The organism is Moraxella sp. DOX410 (genome assembly GCF_032248735.1).
GTDB lineage: Bacteria > Pseudomonadota > Gammaproteobacteria > Pseudomonadales > Moraxellaceae > Faucicola > Faucicola tetraodonis.
In genome coordinates this window covers 767,378-787,882 of record NZ_CP135138.1, presented here as the reverse complement: position 1 = coordinate 787,882, position 20,505 = coordinate 767,378, and the positions used below count along the sequence as shown (strand labels likewise).

Annotated in this window: 16 protein-coding genes; 8 read left to right on the top strand and 8 right to left on the bottom strand. The window is 45.2% G+C overall.

The genetic code is table 11. The features are described from left to right. Nucleotides 1-15: 15 nt before the first annotated feature. Both gcvP and RNZ41_RS03590 read left to right on the top strand, forming a co-directional pair. Nucleotides 16-2,898 (top strand): aminomethyl-transferring glycine dehydrogenase, encoded by a 2,883-nt coding sequence (gcvP, locus tag RNZ41_RS03595; RefSeq protein WP_060994353.1) that lies wholly within the window; start codon nucleotides 16-18, stop codon nucleotides 2,896-2,898. 169 nt (nucleotides 2,899-3,067) lie between these two features. Beyond that, the gene (locus RNZ41_RS03590; protein WP_314027596.1) at nucleotides 3,068-4,459 is read left to right on the top strand and encodes a GntP family permease; all 1,392 of its coding nucleotides are present in this window, start codon (nucleotides 3,068-3,070) and stop codon (nucleotides 4,457-4,459) included. 90 nt (nucleotides 4,460-4,549) lie between these two features. Here the strand turns inward: RNZ41_RS03590 and RNZ41_RS03585 are convergent, their stop codons facing one another. From RNZ41_RS03585 to RNZ41_RS03575, 3 genes are all read right to left on the bottom strand, one after another. After that, nucleotides 4,550-5,761, bottom strand: a complete 1,212-nt coding sequence (locus tag RNZ41_RS03585; protein ID WP_007115925.1) for a ribonuclease D — start codon at nucleotides 5,759-5,761, stop codon at nucleotides 4,550-4,552. An 82-nt stretch (nucleotides 5,762-5,843) separates the two neighbouring features. Further along, nucleotides 5,844-6,452 carry a recombination mediator RecR gene (gene recR / locus RNZ41_RS03580; RefSeq protein WP_007115924.1) on the bottom strand — a complete coding sequence of 203 codons (609 nt, stop codon included), beginning with the start codon at nucleotides 6,450-6,452 and terminating at the stop codon, nucleotides 5,844-5,846. A 146-nt stretch (nucleotides 6,453-6,598) separates the two neighbouring features. Beyond that, the gene (locus RNZ41_RS03575) at nucleotides 6,599-6,928 is read right to left on the bottom strand and encodes a YbaB/EbfC family nucleoid-associated protein (protein WP_007115923.1); all 330 of its coding nucleotides are present in this window, start codon (nucleotides 6,926-6,928) and stop codon (nucleotides 6,599-6,601) included. Nucleotides 6,929-7,127: 199 nt separating this feature from the next. Here RNZ41_RS03575 and RNZ41_RS03570 point away from each other — a divergent pair, with 199 nt between their 5' ends. Next, nucleotides 7,128-7,892 carry an NAD-dependent deacylase gene (locus RNZ41_RS03570; protein WP_314027595.1) on the top strand — a complete coding sequence of 255 codons (765 nt, stop codon included), beginning with the start codon at nucleotides 7,128-7,130 and terminating at the stop codon, nucleotides 7,890-7,892. A gap of 99 nt (nucleotides 7,893-7,991) precedes the next feature. On the opposite strand, the gene RNZ41_RS03565 is transcribed toward RNZ41_RS03570, so the two are convergent. Then, complete coding sequence (locus RNZ41_RS03565) at nucleotides 7,992-9,233, bottom strand: O-succinylhomoserine sulfhydrylase (RefSeq protein WP_076773946.1); 1,242 nt, start codon at nucleotides 9,231-9,233, stop codon at nucleotides 7,992-7,994. 156 nt (nucleotides 9,234-9,389) lie between these two features. On the opposite strand from RNZ41_RS03565, the gene RNZ41_RS03560 reads away from it, so the two are divergent. The 5 genes from RNZ41_RS03560 (at nucleotide 9,390) to dusA (ending at nucleotide 14,658) form a co-directional block, all read left to right on the top strand. Beyond that, nucleotides 9,390-11,087 carry a phospholipase D family protein gene (locus RNZ41_RS03560; RefSeq protein ID WP_314027594.1) on the top strand — a complete coding sequence of 566 codons (1,698 nt, stop codon included), beginning with the start codon at nucleotides 9,390-9,392 and terminating at the stop codon, nucleotides 11,085-11,087. Nucleotides 11,088-11,169: 82 nt separating this feature from the next. Further along, nucleotides 11,170-11,433 carry a transposase gene (locus RNZ41_RS03555; protein ID WP_050325022.1) on the top strand — a complete coding sequence of 88 codons (264 nt, stop codon included), beginning with the start codon at nucleotides 11,170-11,172 and terminating at the stop codon, nucleotides 11,431-11,433. Next, nucleotides 11,430-11,933 carry an IS5 family transposase gene (locus RNZ41_RS03550; RefSeq protein ID WP_050325023.1) on the top strand — a complete coding sequence of 168 codons (504 nt, stop codon included), beginning with the start codon at nucleotides 11,430-11,432 and terminating at the stop codon, nucleotides 11,931-11,933. The genes RNZ41_RS03555 and RNZ41_RS03550 overlap by 4 nt, the downstream gene beginning before the upstream one ends. Nucleotides 11,934-12,233: 300 nt before the next feature. Then, complete coding sequence (locus RNZ41_RS03545) at nucleotides 12,234-13,556, top strand: MFS transporter (RefSeq protein ID WP_314027593.1); 1,323 nt, start codon at nucleotides 12,234-12,236, stop codon at nucleotides 13,554-13,556. A 109-nt stretch (nucleotides 13,557-13,665) separates the two neighbouring features. Beyond that, nucleotides 13,666-14,658, top strand: coding sequence for a tRNA dihydrouridine(20/20a) synthase DusA (gene dusA / locus RNZ41_RS03540; RefSeq protein ID WP_314027592.1), 993 nt, complete (start codon nucleotides 13,666-13,668; stop codon nucleotides 14,656-14,658). A 17-nt stretch (nucleotides 14,659-14,675) separates the two neighbouring features. On the opposite strand, the gene RNZ41_RS03535 is transcribed toward dusA, so the two are convergent. From RNZ41_RS03535 to RNZ41_RS03520, 4 genes are all read right to left on the bottom strand, one after another. Then, nucleotides 14,676-15,410 (bottom strand): CPBP family intramembrane glutamic endopeptidase, encoded by a 735-nt coding sequence (locus RNZ41_RS03535; protein ID WP_076773943.1) that lies wholly within the window; start codon nucleotides 15,408-15,410, stop codon nucleotides 14,676-14,678. Between the two features lie 29 nt (nucleotides 15,411-15,439). Continuing rightward, nucleotides 15,440-16,267: an alpha/beta hydrolase gene (locus RNZ41_RS03530; protein ID WP_314027809.1), complete on the bottom strand. Its 828-nt coding sequence runs from the start codon at nucleotides 16,265-16,267 to the stop codon at nucleotides 15,440-15,442. A 116-nt stretch (nucleotides 16,268-16,383) separates the two neighbouring features. Next, nucleotides 16,384-17,466 carry a signal peptide peptidase SppA gene (gene sppA / locus RNZ41_RS03525; protein WP_309596878.1) on the bottom strand — a complete coding sequence of 361 codons (1,083 nt, stop codon included), beginning with the start codon at nucleotides 17,464-17,466 and terminating at the stop codon, nucleotides 16,384-16,386. Between the two features lie 91 nt (nucleotides 17,467-17,557). Beyond that, nucleotides 17,558-20,437 (bottom strand): ComEC/Rec2 family competence protein, encoded by a 2,880-nt coding sequence (locus tag RNZ41_RS03520; protein ID WP_314027591.1) that lies wholly within the window; start codon nucleotides 20,435-20,437, stop codon nucleotides 17,558-17,560. Nucleotides 20,438-20,505 lie beyond the last annotated feature (68 nt).

Here is a 20,505-nt window from a genome sequence, read left to right as displayed (position 1 = left end):
CTAAAGGAAACTTGAATGAGTCAACCGTCTTTTCAATCATTTGCTGATTTATTCCAATCATCAGAATTTATTCATCGTCATGTTGGCATTAGCCAAGATGAAAAAGAAGCGATGCTAAAAGCCGTCGGCGCTGACAGCATGGCAAGCTTTATTGAACAGACGGTGCCAGCTTCTGTACGTCTTAGCAAAGAGTTAGATTTGCCCCTCAGTATGACTGAGCATGATGCCTTGGCAAAGTTGCGTGGGTTGGCGGATAAAATCAAGGTCAATAAAAGCTATATTGGCTTAGGCTATTATCCGACTCGCTTACCTGCGGTGATTCAACGTAATGTGCTTGAAAACCCAGGCTGGTACACGGCTTATACCCCTTACCAAGCGGAGATTGCCCAAGGTCGCTTAGAGGCATTACTTAACTTCCAACAAGTTTGTATTGACTTATCAGGTCTTGAATTGGCGGGCGCAAGTTTGCTTGACGAAGCGACGGCGGCGGCTGAAGCGATGGCGATGGCAAAACGCGTGGGTAAAAGTAAATCTAACCAATTTTTTGTTGATAGCCGTATCTACCCTCAAACCTTAGATGTCATCAAAACCCGTGCCAAATATTTTGGTTGGGAGATAGTGGTCGGTGATTTTGACGTTGCCAAGAATGGCGATTTCTTTGGCGCAATTTTCCAGTACGTGGGTAGCGAAGGCGATGTGGTTGATTTAACTGATATCATCAGTGCAGTGAAAGCCAAAGGCACGCAAACAATCGTTGCCGCTGATGTGATGAGTCTAGTACTTCTTAAATCACCGGGTAGCATGGGTGCGGATGTGGCACTGGGTAACACCCAGCGTTTTGGCGTGCCGATGGGCTTTGGTGGTCCACATGCGGCCTATTTTGCGTTTAAAGACAGCGCTAAACGTTCTGCCCCAGGTCGTATCATTGGCGTATCAGTGGATGCACAAGGTAAACAAGCCTTGCGTATGGCACTACAAACCCGTGAACAACATATCCGCCGCGAAAAAGCCAACTCAAATATTTGTACATCGCAAGTGTTACTGGCCAATTTGGCAGGGATGTATGCGGTGTATCATGGTCCTGAAGGCGTCAAACGTATTGCCACCCGCATTCATGCGTTAGCAAGCGCTTTTGCCCAAGCCATCAAACAAGCTGGCATGTCGATTGTGCATGAGCAGTTTTTTGATACGGTGTTGGTCAATACCGAAGGTCAAACTGAGCAAATCTATCAAAATGCCCTTAATATCGGCTATAACCTGCGCAAAGTAGACGATAACCATATCGCCATTGCCTTTAACGAAACCAGTGATGCAGCAGATTTTGGTGTACTCACACAATTATTCACAGGCGTAGCGACTCAATTATTCGATGATATCAGCTTGTCTCTGCCAGCTTCATTGCTACGTACCGATGCGATTTTAACTCATCCTGTCTTTAATCGTTATCACACCGAACATGAAATGCTGCGTTATTTGAAAAAGCTAGAAAACAAAGACTTGGCGATGAATCACAGTATGATTTCGCTGGGTAGTTGTACCATGAAACTTAACGCCACTAGCGAAATGCTACCGATTACTTGGAATGAATTTGCCAATGTGCATCCATTTGCGCCACGCGAACAAGTGGGCGGCTATATTGAAATGATTGAAGGCTTGCAAGAGCAACTCAAAGCCATCACAGGGTTTGACGCTATCTCTATGCAGCCAAACTCAGGCGCTTCAGGCGAGTACGCAGGACTATTGGCGATTCGTCGTTATCATGAAAGCTTAGGTCAACCTAACCGTCATATCTGTCTGATTCCGCGCTCCGCACACGGCACCAATCCCGCCACAGCACAAATGATGGGGATGGAAGTCGTCGTGGTAGCCACCGATGAGCGTGGTAACGTTGATATTGCCGACTTGACTGAAAAAGCGGAAAAATACAGCGACAATTTGGGCGCCTTGATGATTACTTACCCTTCGACGCACGGTGTGTTTGAAGAAGGTATCCGTGATATCTGTGACTTGATTCATCAACACGGCGGTCAAGTGTATATGGATGGCGCTAACATGAACGCGCAGGTCAGTATGATGCAACCTGCGGATGTCGGTGCTGACGTCCTACACATGAATTTGCACAAAACCTTCTGTATTCCACACGGCGGCGGCGGACCTGGTATGGGTCCTATCGGCATGAAATCACATTTGGCGCCTTTTATTGCCAACCACGTCGTATCTGCGGTGCCCAATGCCCAAGATGGCATGAGTGCGGTATCGGCTGCCCCGTTTGGTTCAGCCAGCATCTTGCCTATCTCATGGATGTATATCACCATGATGGGTCGTGATGGCTTGGTGCAAGCCACGGAAGCTGCGCTATTAAATGCCAATTACACGGCTATGAAATTAAAAGACCATTACCCCGTACTTTATAGTGGTGAAAATGGTCGCGTCGCCCATGAATGTATCATTGACATTCGCCCACTAAAAGCCGAAACAGGTATCACTGAAGTTGATATCGCCAAACGCTTAATGGATTATGGTTTTCATGCGCCTACCATGTCTTTCCCTGTGGCAGGTACTTTGATGATTGAGCCCACTGAGTCAGAAAGCAAAGAAGAGCTAGACCGCTTTATCTCAGCCTTAATTCAAATCAAAGCTGAGGCGATGAAAGTTAAAAACGGCGACTGGCCAGCAGATAACAACCCGCTGGTGAACGCGCCACATACCGCACAGGTGGTGACCGGTGACTGGGATCGTCCATACAGCCGTGAAGAAGCTGCCTATCCACTGGCGTATGTACGCGACAATAAGTTTTGGCCATCGGTGAGCCGTATCGATGATGTGTATGGCGATAAAAACTTAATCTGTTCTTGCCCCGATATCTCAAGTTATGAGAATGGTGAAATCGCGGAGTAAACTTCAATCAATACTCACCGTATTTTTTACAAAAGCCATGCAAAAATGTGTGGCTTTTTGCTATAAAGCCAATTGCGAGTCAAAACAATTCTGCTATGATGCAGGGGACTCAAAAAAATTGTAATCACCACGCGTGATTTCAAACCCATCATAAGTCAAGGATGACATCATGTTTAGTACCATTGCGATTATTATTTCGCTCTTTCTATTAATGTATTTCGCCTATCGCGGCTATTCTGTATTAATTCTAGCACCCTTGATGGCAACCTTAGCGGTGGCGCTGTCAGGCGATATTCTAAGCGCACTGCCTATCTATACCACCGTTTTTATGAAAGCGTTGAGTGGATTTTTATTGAAGTTTTTTCCCATATTTTTGCTGGGCGCGGTGTTTGGTCAGCTCATGGCAGATTCTGGGGCTGCCACAGCGATTGCCAGAACGGTGGTTAGCAAATTAGGCGCGAATAAAGCCATACTGGCTGTGGTTTTGGTCTGTGCGATTTTAACCTATGGCGGTGTGTCGCTGTTTGTGGTGGCTTTTGCCATTTATCCGATTGCTAAAGATTTGTTCAAGTCAGCAGGGGTGCCAAAAAGGCTAATTCCAGGGGCGATTGCGTTAGGGTCATTTACCTTTACCATGACGGCGTTACCCGGAACACCTGCCATCCAAAACGCGATTCCCATTCCCTATTACGGTACCAATGCCTTTGCCGCACCCATACTGGGTATTATTGGTTCGCTCGTGATGTTTGGCTTGGGTATGCTGTGGCTGCAACGACGCGCCCATAGCGCCAAAACGGCTGGCGAGGGATATGGTATTCATGAAGATGATGAGCTGCATGCTGATAACCTAGACCCCCATCACACCTCTTTTATGGTGGCGATGATTCCTTTGGTATTGGTCATCGGCATAAATGCCTTGTTAACGTATGCGGTTTTTCCGAGTATGGATTTCTCTGCACTGCAAGCGCAGTTTAAAGACTTGGATATCAAGGGCGCTTTGGGACTTTGGTCAATCATTATCGCTTTAGTCACCGCGATTATTGCTTTGATTGTGCTGCGCTTGGGCAAATGGACGAACTTGCAACACAGTCTCAATAAAGGCACTTATAGCTCTATGTTGCCTATTTTTAATACAGGCTCAGAAGTCGGTTATGGTGCGGTGATTGCGACATTGGCGGGGTTTGCGGTGTTACGAGATAGCGTGTTAAATCTATCACCCAATAACCCATTAATCTCAGAAGCCGTGGCTATGACCACCTTAGCGGGCATCACCGGTTCTTCTTCTGGCGGCTTGAGTATCGCGCTGCCCATTTTAGGCAAAGAATATTTGGCGCAGGCGGTGGCGCATGGCATCGATCCTGAATTATTGCATCGGGTCGCGGTGATGGCAGCAGGTGGCTTAGACACGCTACCCCATAGTGGTGCGGTGATTACGTTATTTGCCATTTGCCATTTGACCCATAAGCAATCTTATAAAGATGTCGCCATAGTGACGATGGCAATTCCGCTGATTGCGGTGACGGTGGTGATTGCTTTGGGTACCATGCTGGGTTCGTTTTAAGCGGTTTATTTTTAACCTGTTTATTTTTAATCGGTTTATTTTTAAGCCATTTAGTAGTAAAAAATCCCAATCAGTGTTGGGATTTTTTATTTATTCAGTGGTCGTTTCATGCTCGCTAGATGCCGAGTTATTGGCAATCACCGTATCTAAAATGGGTAAAATCTCTGCCATAATCCACGCTTTGCGCCAGCCACTCAGCCAAGGGCTCAATGCCGGTTTTTCTGCTGCGACAGCATAAGCATACAGCTCTGACAGCCATTTTTTTCGCATCAATACTGTCTCATCAATTGACAAGGTTTGCCCATGCTGTTTGATGGCTTTATCCAGTTGTTTTTGCACATCGCTAGACAGACTGCGATAGGGTAAAGGCAATAGAGCTGGATAGGCTGCGTCATCTTCTTTACGTACCTTATCAATCAGCGTCAAAATCTCTTGCCCATACATGCGAATCACATTGGGCTTGATACTGGTAAAACTTAGCTGCTTCATGCTAAAGGGCGGTTTTTCGATGATTTCACGTAGCGCCTGCGGGCGCAGGATAAAAGTGCGTGGTCTATTGATTGATTTGGCAAGTTGTTCGCGCCATTCGCACAGAGTTTGCAGCATGGCGAGTTGCTCGCGATTATCGCGGTAATCAGCGACACTCAAGTACAAAGCGTTATCAGGCGTGGTAAAGTTGGCAAAAATTTCTTGGGTATAGCTTTGGCAGTCTTCAACCGCATATTGCCATAAACCTTGCTCGATCAACTGTGTTTTGATGGCAACAAACATCGGCAATAAATAACGCACATCGTCTACTGCATAGCTTTCTTGCTCAGGCGTTAATGGGCGCTGCAACCAATCTGATTGGCTTTCACCTTTATCCACATGCACAGCAATGGTTTCTTGCAGCGATTTTTGATAGCCAAGCGAATTTTCACCCGTTAAAAAACCTAGCCCAATTTGGGTATCAAACACATTGCGCAGCGCAGGCAAGTTGGAGAGTAAGTAATAAATCCCCAAATCCTCCCCACACGCATGTAACACCACGGTAGGTATATCGGCTAACACTTCCCAAAATTCTTCTAAATACAGCTTTGGCGCGTCAATCAAATAAATCGCTTTGCCTGTATTGATTTGAATCAGCGCAAGAATGGGAAAAAAGGTGTCGCGCTTGATAAACTCAGTGTCTAACGCAATGGTATCGACTTGCTCTAGGTCATCGAGCAGGGCAAAAAGCGCGTCCTGAGTTTTCACCCAATGGATTGGCAAGTCATGAAGTTGTTGTAATTGGGCTGGGCTTAACGGGTTTTGGATGAGCATAACTTGGGTCTTGTGGACGGATAATTTAAGCGTATTTTATGATGAATCTAGGATTTTGTCTTGTCAAACTGATGAAAAGATTTTATAACCGTCCACGATTTTGCAGGGCTTGACCCAGTGTCATACTATCTAAATATTCAAGCTCGCCGCCCATCGGAATCCCTTGGGCAATCCGGCTGATATGGGTAACGTAAGGCTTGACCGCTTCACTGATAAAATGCGCGGTGGTTTGCCCTTCTACCGTAGTACTGGTTGCCAAAATAATTTCTTCCACCGGGGTTTGCGCGGCTTGGTGTTGTTTTAACAGCCCAATTAGCTGATTGATGCCGAGCTGCTCCACACCAATACCATCAATGGGTGATAAATGCCCGCCAAGCACAAAGTATTTACCGTTAAACCCAGCGGTTTGCTCGATTGCCATCATGTCTGCTGCCGTCTCTACAATACAAAGCACGCGCTCATTGCGGCGCGGATCGCTACATATCGGGCAAATATCTTCATCTGATAAACCACGGCATACTTGGCATTGCTTGATATCATGCATCGCTACAATCAAGGCTTCGCCCAATGCTTGACCTTGCGGGCGCTTATAGCTAAGCAAGTGCAGTGCCATCCGCTGGGCAGATTTGGGTCCGACCCCAGGTAGTACTTTGAGTTGTTTTACAAGTTCATCAAATTTTGGCGTAAGCATAGGCGCATTCTTATAAAAATGATAAAAAATAAAAAAAGCTGACAATCAATTATCAGCTTTTTATGGGGTTTTGCCTGCCTAATCGCAAGGCAATTTTCCACTATTTTATAGCGCTACTTTATAAGCCTAGTATAGCCCTAGTGGGTTTAAAATAAACCATTCATCCCTGGTGGTAAACCCATGCCGTTGGTGGCACTCGCCATTTCAGTCTCATGTAGTTCATCGGCCTGACGCACGGCATCATTGATAGCAGCCGCAATCAAATCTTCAATCATATCAGGGTCGTCTTGCAGTAGGCTTGGATCGATTGATAAACGTTTGACCACATGGCGACCATTCATGGTGACTTTGACCAAGCCACTACCCGCTTCGGCATGCACTTCTTTTTCTGCCAGTTTTTTCTTGGCGTTTTCAACGTTTTTTTCCACTTGCTTTTGCATCATTTGCGCTTGTTGCATGAGGGCTTGTAAGTTCATGAGTGTTCCTGTTTGTTTCTAATGTTGGTGGCTCATTGTAGCGAATTTGACCGCAAACTGTCTATTGCTAATCGTTAGCCCAAATTTTTAACATACAACTACTAACTTAAAACTACTAATCTAAAATCACTCACATAAAAATGCTAAGATAACCTCACTACCATAAACCCATTAACCGCAAAAAACTATGACTATGAATATGATAACAAATACACCCGCATCGCTAGAGGTCGCTCTCTTTAAAGCCGCTGATGTTATTAAATGCGCCCAAAATATTGCCATTCTGACGGGGGCAGGTGTCTCGGCTGAAAGTGGCATTTCGACTTTTCGGGATAAACTTACCGGACTGTGGCAACAATACCAAGCCGAATATTTGGTCAGCATTCAAGCGTTTGAAAAGGAGCCTGCCTTGGTGTGGCAATGGCACCAATGGTGGCGTGGACAAATCGCCGACAAACAGCCCAATCCTGCCCATTTTGCCTTAGGCGAATGGCAAGCATTGGCAAAGCAGCAAGGTAAAACTTGGACGCTGTTTAGTCAAAATGTCGACAATCTGCATGAGCAAGGCGGTGCCACGGTGGCAAAACTGCATGGGGATTTGGCCAAAAATCGCTGTCATGATTGCGGCAAGCCGTATGCCAAAGCCATTGATATCACAGACACTGAGTTAAAGCATTGTGAATGCGGCGGTTTGATTCGCCCGGATATTGTGTGGTTTGGCGAGATGTTACCCCAGGACGCTTGGCAAACGGCAGAAACGGCAACGCTCAATTGTGATGTATTGGTGAGTATCGGCACATCAAGCGTGGTCTATCCTGCGGCGGGCTTGATTGATTTGGCAAAACAGCAGGGCGCAACCGTCATCGAGATTAATCCCAATCCGACCCAGACCGCAGCGGTTGACATCGTGTTACCCGACAACGCGGGGAAAATATTGCCGTTGTTGGTTAATGCGATGAAATAAAAAAGCCAGATAAAAAAGCGCTATAAAACAGCGCCATAAAAAAGCCAGTAAATTTTGCTACTAGCTTTTGGGTTCTGGCTAGGGACTTTTGGCTTTATATTAGGCGAGTGTATCCAAACCGCGTTTTAAATCAGCGATAATATCATCGACATCTTCAAGCCCCACTGAGAAACGAATTAAGCCTTCGTTCACGCCTGCCTCGATTCTTGCCTCAGGTGTCATGCGAAAATGGGTCGTCGTCGCAGGATGGGTAATGGTGCTTTTGGCATCGCCTAGGTTATTGGTAATCGAAATCATGTTGGTACTATCGATAACATGCCAGGCTGCCGCTTGGTCAGCCACCTCAAAGCCAATAATGGCGCCAAACGCACCGCCTTGCACATTTTTGAGCGCGGTGTGTTGGCGTTTGGCGATATCATGGGATGGGTGATCGGGCAACCCTGAAAAATGGACTTTGCTGACTTTTGGGTGATTGTGCAAAAATTTAGCGATTTGATTGGCATTTTCACAGTGAGCTTTCATACGCAGTGACAAGGTTTCTAGACCCTTTAGCAACACCCACGCATTAAAGGGCGATAGACTAATCCCGCCAGTACGCACTACCCCAAAGGCTTTTTCCATCAAGTCATTGTTACCGACCAACGCACCGCCTAACACACGACCTTGACCGTCAATATATTTACTGGCGGAATGCAATACCACATCCGCACCCAACATTAAAGGTTTTTGAATAGCGGGGGTTGCAAAGCAGTTATCGACGATTAATAGCGCATCGTGATTATGCGCGAGCCTTGATAAAAAGCTTAAATCGGCAATTTGCGCCAAAGGATTGGAGGGGCTTTCGCAGTACAGCACCTTGGTATTTGGCTGCATCGCCTGTTGCCAAGCGTCATTGTCAAAGCAGTCAACATAACTCACCTCAACCCCAAACGCTTTAAAGTAGGTATCAAACAGGGCGACGGATGAGCCAAATAATTGCTTGGCTGCTAGCAGATGGTCACCTGCTTGAAGGTACGCCAAACACATGGTCAAAATCGCGCCCATGCCTGATGCGGTTGCCACGCAGCGCTCGCCTTCCTCTAAAGCTGCCAATCTGCGCTCAAAAGCGCGCACGGTCGGATTGGTATGGCGCGAGTAAACATTGCCTTTTTTATTGCCATTAAAATGGTCGGCGGCATCGGCGGCATTTTTGTACACGTAGGAGCTAGTGGTAAAAATCGCTTCGTTATGTTCGCCTTCATCGGTACGGTGGTAACCGCCGCGCACGGCGATGGTTTGGTCGGCATACTCTAGGCTTAAATCAAGTGCATCACTTTGCCAGTTGGGGTCTAATTGGGTCATAATGTTACATCTTTTGTGCATCAAATAAATTATGATAGCATAAGTTGGATTTGACAGTGGCTTTCAAGTCAGTATTTTATGCAAAAACGCCATGACAACCAACTTTTCTTAGGTGAGTGCCACGTTAATTAGTGATTTTTTAAAAGGATTGAGGCTTTGGTAGCAGCATTTTATTCATCATCTGTTGGCTCTGTCAGACTAGCATCGCAAAAACTCACGCCCAAAATTGTGACATTTTGCTTGCCATCGCTATTTACGCTGCTACTTACGCCACTTACCGCTTGTCAAATGCTGCCGAACAACCCTCATATCGCCGCTACGCCAACTGTGTCAACGCAGCTGACAGGTGCGCAAAAATTTTCCGAAAAATCGCGTATACAAGGCCAGTATTTAATCAGCCGTATCAGTGCTAGCAAAAACCCTTCACCGAGCAAATTTTCCGGTTATTATCCGCTGATTGATAGCAGTGATGCGTTCGCCTCACGCAGTATTTTGACCGAAATGGCTCAGCAAACCATTGATATCCAATACTATATTTGGCACAACGATGCAGCAGGGCAATTGATGCTCAAAGACTTGTACCAAGCTGCCAATCGTGGTGTCAAAGTACGACTACTACTCGATGATTTAAACACCAATCCGGAACTTGACCAACAGCTGCTTGCCTTTGCTGCGCATGCTAATATCCAAGTGCGATTGATTAACCCCAAAGTGGTGCGCGGCTTTACCCCCGCCAATTTTGTGGTAGCACTGCCCCGCTACCAACGCCGCATGCACAATAAAAGCATGACCTTCGACCGCCAGTTATCCATCATTGGTGGGCGCAATATTGGCGATGAATATCTGCGTAAAGATAGCATTGCTGAGTTTGCTGATTTGGATGTTTTGCTTGCCGGCAAAGTAGTCAACCAAATCAATGATAGTTTTGAAGATTATTGGGATAGTCCTCTATCGTATGATATCGAGCGTTTGGTCAGACCCTCAAAAAACCCCGATCGTAATAAAAGCGATGAGCCATTTTTGGGGACTTTGACTGCGATTGCACCGGTCAACAGCCAGTCTCATCTGCATAAAAGCTCGCAACTTTATCGGGTACAAAATGGCGCAATAGTCGATAAACAACTGTATAACAAAAAAATCCCATTTCGTTGGCAACCAATGGAATTTTTGGCAGATGATGTCAAAAAACTACTCAACCAAGATGATAAAGATAGCCGATTGGTATCACAGCTTCGAGCCCGTATTGGCACCCCAAAACAGCAATTGACCATTGTCTCATCGTATTTTGTACCCACTGACTTGGGCGTGCTGCAACTAAGCAAACTCATGGAAAACGGGGTAAAAATCAATATTTTTACCAACTCGTATGAATCAACCGATGTGCCTATCGTGCATTCCGGGTATAACGTGGCACGCGTGCCGATGCTCAAAGCGGGAATTGAACTGTATGAGCTAAAATCCTCTGCCGATGCAGACTTTCGCCGCAAAAAACGTAGCTTATATCGCAGTAAGTATAGCACCAGTTTGCATACCAAAGCCTTTGCGGTGGATGACAAATATACTTTTATCGGTTCTTACAATGTGGATCCGCGCTCTGCCAACATCAATACCGAGCTTGGTGTGCTGATTGAAGATAAAGCGCTTGCCAAATCCTTCCATAATACGTTCGATAACTCCATGCTCAATGTCAGTTACCGCGTGCATCTTAAGGATAATGAACAACTGATGTGGCAAACCCATGATGATAGAACCAATAAAAAGCTTATCACTTTGGATAAAGAGCCGCATATGACGTTTGTCAATGGACTTTGGCTAAAGATTTTTTCTGCCTTGCCATTTAAGCGCTTATTGTAAGCTGATATATTAGAACCTGTATTCATAAATAAAAATAATATATTTCATTAAATATATTAACTTGTTATGTTAAAATCTACGGATGACAAATAAGAGCTATCCAACCGACCTAACAGACGAACAATGGCAACTCATCGCACCACATTTTAGCAACCAAAGACGCTACAAATGGGAAAAACGAGAGCTTATCAATGCCGTGCTTTATATTACCAAAACAGGCTGTCAATGGCGAATGTTACCCAATGATTTTCCACCATACGCGACAGTCTGGAGTTTCTATCGCAGAGCCAATCAAGCAGGGCTTTGGGATGAAATACTACAAACATTGGTTAAAAAAAACGATTGAGCGTTGGTAAAGAAGCAACACCCACGTATGCCATCATTGACTCTCAAAGTGTTAAAACCACCAGTAAATCAGAGCAAAAGGGCTTTGACGGTGGTAAAAAGGTTAAAGGTCGAAAACGACATATCCTTGTTGATACTATCGGTAATCTACTAGGCGTTGTTGTTCATGCGGCTAACATTCATGACACTAGAGCGGGTATTATGGTTGTTGATAAGGCATTAAAAACCTATCCAACCATTGAAGCTATTTCAGCAGATGCAGGTTATCGCAAAACCTTTGAGCAAGATGTTATGAACAATCATAATATCCCTGTTGATATTTCTACAAAAATCAATGGTGAGTGGAGAATCATTGCTAAACGTTGGGTGGTCGAGCGTAATTTCGCTTGGTTAAATAATGCTCGTCGTCTCGCTAAAGATTTTGAAATTACGGTTTTATCTGCTGAATCTTTTATTAAAATTGCTCATATCACTCAATTGTTGAGAAATATGTGCTTGTGAATACAGCTTCTTACAAAAAACACACATTTTTGGTAGTAAAAATAGTGCCAAAATCACTATAGTATGCGGTTTCAAAAAGTAATATATCTCAACTATTAAATCATGACGTTTGCTTGTAATATTTATTTAAATAATTAAATTTATTACAGTTTTGATAAATTATTGTTCAATTTGTCAAGCGATTTAGTTTGTCAGGTGAATAGTGACGAATTTAATTCTTTAGCGCGTTAAGTAACCTATTTGTCCATTGATTATAAAGCTTGTAAACCTTTAGCCAGCTTCTAGGTAATATTGTCAACTATGCCATTTTTTCATGATGCCAACGAAGAAATTAGGGATTTAAATCGCTACGAAAAAAACGTGGTGTATTTAACGATTTTTGGGGCTTTTTTTGCTTCCTTTGATTTTACGATTTATTTTTATTTTAATGATAGTATCAATCAAGCTTTTTTCCCAGAAAATATACCTGAGTCGTTAAAGTCGATTTGTTTTTTGCTGCTGATTTTAGCCGGTTATATGTCAGGACCGCTAGGCGGTTTGATATTGGGTGATATCGGCGATCGCTATGGCAGAAAACATGTGTTGCTGTATAGTTTGCTGTTGGTGGGTGCGTCTGGTTTAATGATTGCCTGTTTGCCTACCTATCATCATATCGGTGTGGCAGCGATTGTTCTCATGCTATTATTGCGTTTAATTCAAGGCTTTGGCTATGGTGCTGAGGTGCCCGCTTCATGGGTCTATATTGCTGAGCATATGCCACGTCGTCAATTAGGGTCAGTGTGTGGCGCCCTCATCAGTGGAGTGATTTTGTCGACTTTGATGGGCAATATTTTAAGCGCCACGTTATCAAATATGCTTACCCCCACCCAGATGCAATCGTATGGTTGGCGTATTCCTTTTGTCATCGCCAGTATCGGTACGCTATTTGCGGTGCTGTTACGAGCCAAGCTTGAAGAAACCCCGCTTTGGCTGATGGCTAAGTCTAAAAAGCGCTTGGTTAAACGTCTGCCGATACGCCGAGCTATTATCAAATACCGTTATGGTACGGTGATGACGCTGGGTTTGTCCTGGTTTACCGCCAGTGTTTATTTGACGATTTATCTGCTTTTGCCGATATTGGGTATCCAGTTTTTTGATGTCGATACCAGTTTGATGATGATATCTAATGGGGTAGGTATTATCTTTGGTGGATTGGGAGCTTTAACTTATGGTTATTTTGCCGATCGTTTTAACCCAGGTCGTGTATTTACTTTAGGCTGTATATTTTTAAGCATTGCCAGTGTTGTTTTCTTTGTTTCACTAAAAAACAGTAGTGAGTTACTACTGATTAACTATGCGATTTTAGGGTTTTTCTCTGGCGTGATTGGCTTAGTCCCAAGTATTTGTGTGCGTCTGTTTCCGGTTGGTGTACGCCTAAGTGCTATTAGCTTTACCTATAACTTAGCATATGCATTGGCAGGCGCATTATTGCCGGTGCTATTGGTTTATTTTTCCCGTAAATTAATGCTTTCAAGCGCCTTATATCTGGTGTTTGTCTGTGTGATTGGCATTATCATGGGTATGTTGTTGACCAATTTGCATGGTTTGTATCGCATGGAAGATAAGCGGCTGATGAATTCCTAAGCTTTTTCATCCTTGATAGTTGTTTTACCATCGCTTTTTTTAGCGCCCGCTTTTATTGATTAGCTGATAGATTAGCTATAGATTAGCCACTTTTTTTGAATGCTTACTGATGACCCTGCCTATGACCCTGCCTTTGAATACCATGCAACATAAACGATTGTCCACCGCACCGATGATTGATTGGAGTACCCGCGATTATTGTTACTTTGCTCGATTATTCAATCCTTATACTTACCTTTATACTGAAATGATCAGTACCTCGGCGATATTGCAGGGCGATACAGACTATCAGCTGCGATTTTATCCCAATGAACATCCCTTGGTGCTTCAGCTTGGCGGCTCGAATCCTGACGAATTGGCGCGCTGTGCAAAAATCGGGCAAGACTACGGTTATGATGAAATTAACCTAAATGTCGGCTGCCCGTCCGATCGGGTACAACATTACAAAATCGGGGCGTGCTTGATGGCAGAGCCCAAATTGGTGGCAGATATTGTCTCTGCAATGCGCGATGCGGTGGATATTCCCGTCACTGTTAAGCATCGCATTGGCATTGATAATTTTGATAGTTATGAGTTTATGGCGGATTTTGTAGATCATGTGGTGAAAGCAGGTTGTCAGCATGTCATCGTCCATGCGCGCACCGCTTGGCTACAAGGCTTAAGCCCTAAACAAAATCGTGAAATTCCGCCCCTTCGCTATGAGGATGTGTACCGCTTAAAGCAGGATTTTCCCGATATATTTGTGGAAATCAATGGCGGTATCACCACTATTGATGAAATCAAAACCCATCTGACGAAAGTCGATGGTGTGATGATTGGGCGTGAAGCTTATCACAACCCTTATATTCTAGCCGAAGCCATGCAGCTGTGGGACGAGCCAGTACCTAGCCGAGCGGATATTTTTTATCAATTACTGGATTTTTTGGCAGCCAGTGACGCGCGTGGCACACCATTGACGGTCATTATGCGCCATTATTTGGGCTTGTTCCAAGGATTGACAGGCAGTCGTAAATGGCGTCAGGCACTTAGCGGGCAAAAATCCCTCTCGGTCGCCCAAGTTCGTGAAGCGGGTGAGGCGGTGTTGGCGTTAAATGAGGGTTAAAAGTTAGCTAAAAAAGACTAACTGTATAAATACTGCCACATCGCCAAGCCATTATTCATCATATGCAACACCACAGGCAATAACAGTGACCCTGACATGATACGCCCATAGCTAAATAACATCGCTAGACAAAAAATCCCCAACAACTCGACCACCCCGTATTGCATATGAATCACCGCAAATACAATACTGGTTAGCACACTGGCGCCCCACATACCAAGCTTTGAGCTGGCAAGCCCTGTCCACATAAACCCGCGAAATATCACTTCTTCATAAATCGGCGCAAATACCACCATCGCCAGCACAAGCAGCCACCGTGGATGCGCGGACTCGGCAAGATTGTCCATAAACATCATGGGCTCGCGACCCAGCCAGACGGTAACTAGATTGATGATAACATTTAGCACAATCAGTAGCGCGCTACATTGTAACAACTGATACCAAGTAAAGGGCTTGAGGGCAAGATAATCTTTGATACGGCTGTTTTTGAATCGAATAAACAAATAAACGCAGCCGAGCACCATGGCTAAGGTAAAGCCTAGCGATAGACTCATTAAGGTGCCGTTTTCACTGCCCTGCAACACTTTTTCAGCGATAGCCAAATTTGCGGCATCTTGTAGCACCCATGGTGCAAATAACACCACGCCAATCAATTGACTGGCAAAAAACACCGCCAATAACACCATAGATAGCACAATGGTCTTTGGCAAATCGTAGATGGGGGTGCTAGGCTGTAACGATAAATTTTGCACATTAAACCCTTTAATGGATATTTGTGTTGTTACTGGATATCATGATTGACTGAGTGAATAAGCGCTTTGATTCGTTCAACCGTACTGGCTGGGTATTCTAGCGGAAACATATGCCCGCCTTCATGCACTTCAAAATCAATGCCCATACGCTGTTTGACCAGCGCAGGAAAGCCACGTTTGAGAAACAGGCTATCTTTACCAATTATTTGCTTGGCAGGGACAGCCGGCGGATGATTAGGTTTTTGCCAGTAAAGCGAGGGATTAGTGCGAAACACCGCCACTTCCACCGCTTTTGGAATGGTAAGCGTCACTTGTCCATCTGCGGTATCAGTCAAACCATCACGGATAAAATCATTAAAACAGCGCTCATCGAAGTGTCGATAGAATGCTTTATGCCGCAGATGCTCGTAGGCGACTTCACGGCTTGGCCACGTGTCACGGCGATGGCTTGATAGACCTGCAGGTGTGAGCCTATCTACCAACCGTGGGCTAAAGCGTTTTGCCCAATGCAGTGCCATCGAATAGTAGCCATGAATGAGGGGCGGGTCTAAGGCAATCACTTGGCTAAATAGCTCGGGCGCCTGATAGCTGGCTTGCAGCGTACACAATGCACCAAGCGAATGCCCTAATCCGATGACCTTGGTTTGCCCGCGCGCGCTTAGGTGCGCTTGGATGCTATCAATCACTTGTTGGGTCAGTTTTTGCCAATGATTATCAACCGGATAACGCGGGTCAATGCCTAACGCTGGAATATAGACAATATCAAATTCATCACTCAGCAAATCAAACAGATATTGATAGCTACGTGATGGAATCCCATTGGCATGCGCAAAGTGTATCAGCGGTTTTTGCGCTATCGCTCCTGTCTGCCCTGCCTCTCCTATCTCTGTTACGCCCCCTGTCCCTGTTGCTAGCGTTGGTGCAGAAGGCAAACTATTGGCTAACGGATGCTGGCTCGTCTCAGATGACATGGTTATTGCATCCCTTTGTCATTTGCAGCCGCGTGGGTTAATTGGCTAGCAAAGCCTTTGGAGACCGTTTCGCCAAACCCATAGCCGATTTGGCTAGCAAATTTACCGAACACTTTTTTCACTGGGTCTTCTGGGTTATATTCCACGACATTATCTAGTTTTAGCTGAGACTCAAGGGTGCTGATGCCGCCTTTTTTATCCGCCAAACCGAGATTAATCGCTTGCTCACCACTCCAAAATAACCCAGAAAAAAGCTGATTGGCGTCAGGGTTTTTGAGGCGATTGCCACGACCTTGTTTGACAGCATTGATAAAATGGGCGTGGGTGTTATCAAGGACACCTTGTACATGCTGGCGCTCAAACTCGGAGAGCGGGCGGCTCATGCTTAAAATATCTTTGTGCGCACCGGCTGTCATGGTGCCATCTTTCACGCCAAATTTATCCATCAAACCTTGGACATTGTAGCTTGGCATAATCACGCCGATTGAGCCGACCAAGCTTGAGGGATTGACCCAAATTTCATCAGCTGCAGATGCGATATAATACGCGCCTGAAGCACCCATATCTTCGATAACGGCATACAGTTTTTTGTTAGGATGCGCCTTTCTTAATTCGGTCATGGTTTGCCAGATTTCATCGGATTGTACAGGCGAGCCACCCGGTGAGTTGATGCGTAATGCTACCGCTTGCGCTTGGTCGTTGTTAAACGCTTCCGTCAATGCCTCGCCCACCGCTTGACTATTGGCTTCATTGTCGCTGCTGATAACGCCTTTGACATCGACGACGGCTAAATGCGGTTTGCTCATATCGATATCACTCATGCCACTTTTGGCAGAACCACTACAGCCTTTTGCTACCGCCGCGCCAAATAGTAGCACATAGCCCAAGGTGATGAGCTTAAAGAAAATACCCCAGCGTCTTGCACGGCGCTGCTCCACAAGGCTTGCCATCAGGGTTTTTTCTAGCAATTGCCATTCTTGGCCTGCGTATGGCGCATTGGGTGGCAAGTTTTGCGCATGGTTTGGTTGAACGGGTGGCTTTGATTGTGAGGGTTGGTTGGGATCGGGTGGCCAATTATCTGACATAAAAGTTCCTTTGCAATAGGTAATTTACCGCCCATGATAGGGGGAAGCGGTCAAAATTACAATCACTCCCTTGTAGCCAAATCGTCAAGTATCAGTCCGTATCATCTGGGGCGAGCGCGTACATTACCGCGCCCACTTGATCGGCATACAGGACTTCGAACGGGTGGTCGGCAGGGTTATCCACTGACCAACTAGTCAGCGATAATTGGCTATCTTCACCCAGTTTTTGTGACTTATACACGCCTGTCACCACATGCAGTAAGGAAGGTTTCGTCAATGCTAGCCACGATGGTTTAATGGATAAATTATAGGGCTGAATGAGTAAATGCGTCGCCGATACCGTGCATAATTTTTCAGTCATTTGCATGGGGATATCGCTCTTACCTGCCAACATCAGCACATCGTAGGGCTTTCTAGTTGGTGGCATAAAACGGATGTGAATATAACAGCTTTGGGTCGCTAGCTTTTGCTCATCGGTTAAGGCTAAATCCAAGTGCCATCCTGACACCGCTGTCACTTCCAAGCCATCTTGTTGCCAACGTTGCGCGGTTTGGCAACTGCGAGGTGTAATCGCGCGAAAACTTGTAGATACAGCCTTATCTGTCACATCAAGCCTGCTGTGTTCGACATCATACCCTGCCAGCCAGTAGGCTTGAACAGGTAGATTGGTGGCAAGTTGTTGCACCAGCTCATTGACGCGGACACTGGGCGTTTGACTAATCACCCCAGTTAATCGGTGAACCTGCTGATTTGCCAACAGCGGATAGATATCACGGTTCAACAGCGAACTGATTTCTTTATCAGCCGCAACATTGCTGATAGCTTGTTTGGTTTTCAAAAAATTGGGTTTATCCGTCTGCGCGGCTTTGACTTGGTTATCGGACAAAATAAGCCAGCTATCATCGCCTTTCTTTAATAAACTGATGACCAGTTTAGGGTTATCACCAACTGCTAGAGTCGGTTTGTTGTTACTTAAACTTCGCTGCTGTAGTGGCAATAATATCAACAGGATAGCCAGTGGCAACATCAGCATTCTAGGCAACAAGCCTTTTAACAATCCCAGTAGCGCAATTAACAAACACAGTGCAAGCTGGGTTTGTGACAAGGCGAAAAATGATTGCTTGGCAATACCCGTGTCGATAAGTTGGTTGAGCAAAAGATGAAATACATTGAGCAGGGTTGTTAGCATCGACCAAATGATTTGGCTCAGCCAATCCCCTACCACAGGTAGCCAACTAACGACGCCTGCCAACATATCCAAGGGTACAACAACCAACCCTAAAAATGGTACGGCTAGCAAGTTTACCAAGATGCCAATAACCGATACTTTGCCAAAAAACCACACCACGATGGGCAGCATCCAAACAAATAGCCAAATTTGTAGTTTTAATAACGCCTTGAATTGATGGCTTATGATTTTAACAAAACCACTCAGCACATCGCTGCGTGCAGTAGGCGCTAGTAACTGACTAACATCCTTAATTTCAACGGCGCTAACTGTCCCTATTGTCTCGCTAAATTTTAACAGTAAAACCACCGCCACAAAGGACAACCAAAACCCTGCTTGCCCGACTGCCGTCGTTTCTAGCCAAATCATGCCTAACGCAACCCAAGCCAACAGCCGATAAGCAGAAAAATTAACCAATAACTGTTTCGACAGCGTAAGCAGTAACAGCATCCAAAATGTCCGCTGGGCAGGTATTTCAAAACCCACCAGCAGCGCATAAAACCCTGCTATCACCACACTCACCCAAAGCACCAATAAACTACTCGGTAATTTGACCAACAGCTGGGGCACAAGCCACTTAACGAGCCATAATACAAAAATGGATACGATAGCGGCGAGCATCAGCACATGCGGGCCTGAAATTGCCAATAAATGGCTAATTCCCGTGACTTGATAGCGGTTCTTAAGGTCGCTATCCATCAGACTTTTATCACCCGTTAACAGCCCCAATAAGATTGCATGGCTTTGGATAGCGCTTTGACCAGAACTTTGACTAGCACTCTGACTAGAATTTTGACCAGAACTTTTAAGCACGGGTTGGGCAATATCGGTATTTTTAGCATTAACTATAGAGGTGGATTGTTTCAGCAGGGCTCTATGCAAATTGGCGAGGATTTTTTGGCGTAGTTGCCAGCGCAATTGTTCAATAGCAATAACCATACGGTCTTTCACACGGGTTACGTTAAATTCCCGTAGGCTCGTTTTTTCAATACTGATGATCACTCCCTTTGCTTGCACCCCACGCTGCCTTAACCATTGCGCTTCATCAAACCCTAGCATGAGCGGTTTGGCATTGCTGGGTAAATTTGTAGGCTTAGGCTGTGCAATGGGCTCAAGCTGTAATTTTACGTTAAGCTGCATGCCAGGTCTTAACTGCGACAAGGTCGATTCCCAATCAGGGTTATCTTTGATGTTAGCGCTAATGAGTGCCGTTAATGGTGGTTGAGGGGTTGGTGACGATGCATCAGCATCGCTGCCCTCATCAACGCGGACTTGCAGGATTTGTTTGATGAAACCATTGCCAATTAGGGCATTATCATTTGATAATGGGCTTATTTGGCTCACCGTATCGCTGATCTGATGCGATTCAACGATAGCATTCACTGTGAGCGCTGAGGGCAATAACGCGTTTTCATACCGCTTGTAATGATATAAACCGTAACTGGCACTCAACATGAGCGTCAACAAAAAGATAAAGCTTGATAATAACGGTAAGGCAAAACGGTAGGCGAATGCAGGGTTTGGCGAGGCTCTTTTTAGCTGTTTACGGTTGCAGCCATGGTATAAACCTACATTGATTAGCAGCGCTATCAACAGGGCTACTGATAACATCTGCCAAATTTTTGCATCATAACTGGCTATCTCATAACTTGTTAGCGCAGAACCTATCATCCAGGGTTGATTTGCTAGTGTATTTACCACTAAAAAACCCAACAAACTGGCAACAGTGATGAGCCAAATCATGTTTCATCCTTGATAAAGATAGCGATAGCTCGCTACTTCCCTTACAATTATCGAATGAACGATATAGT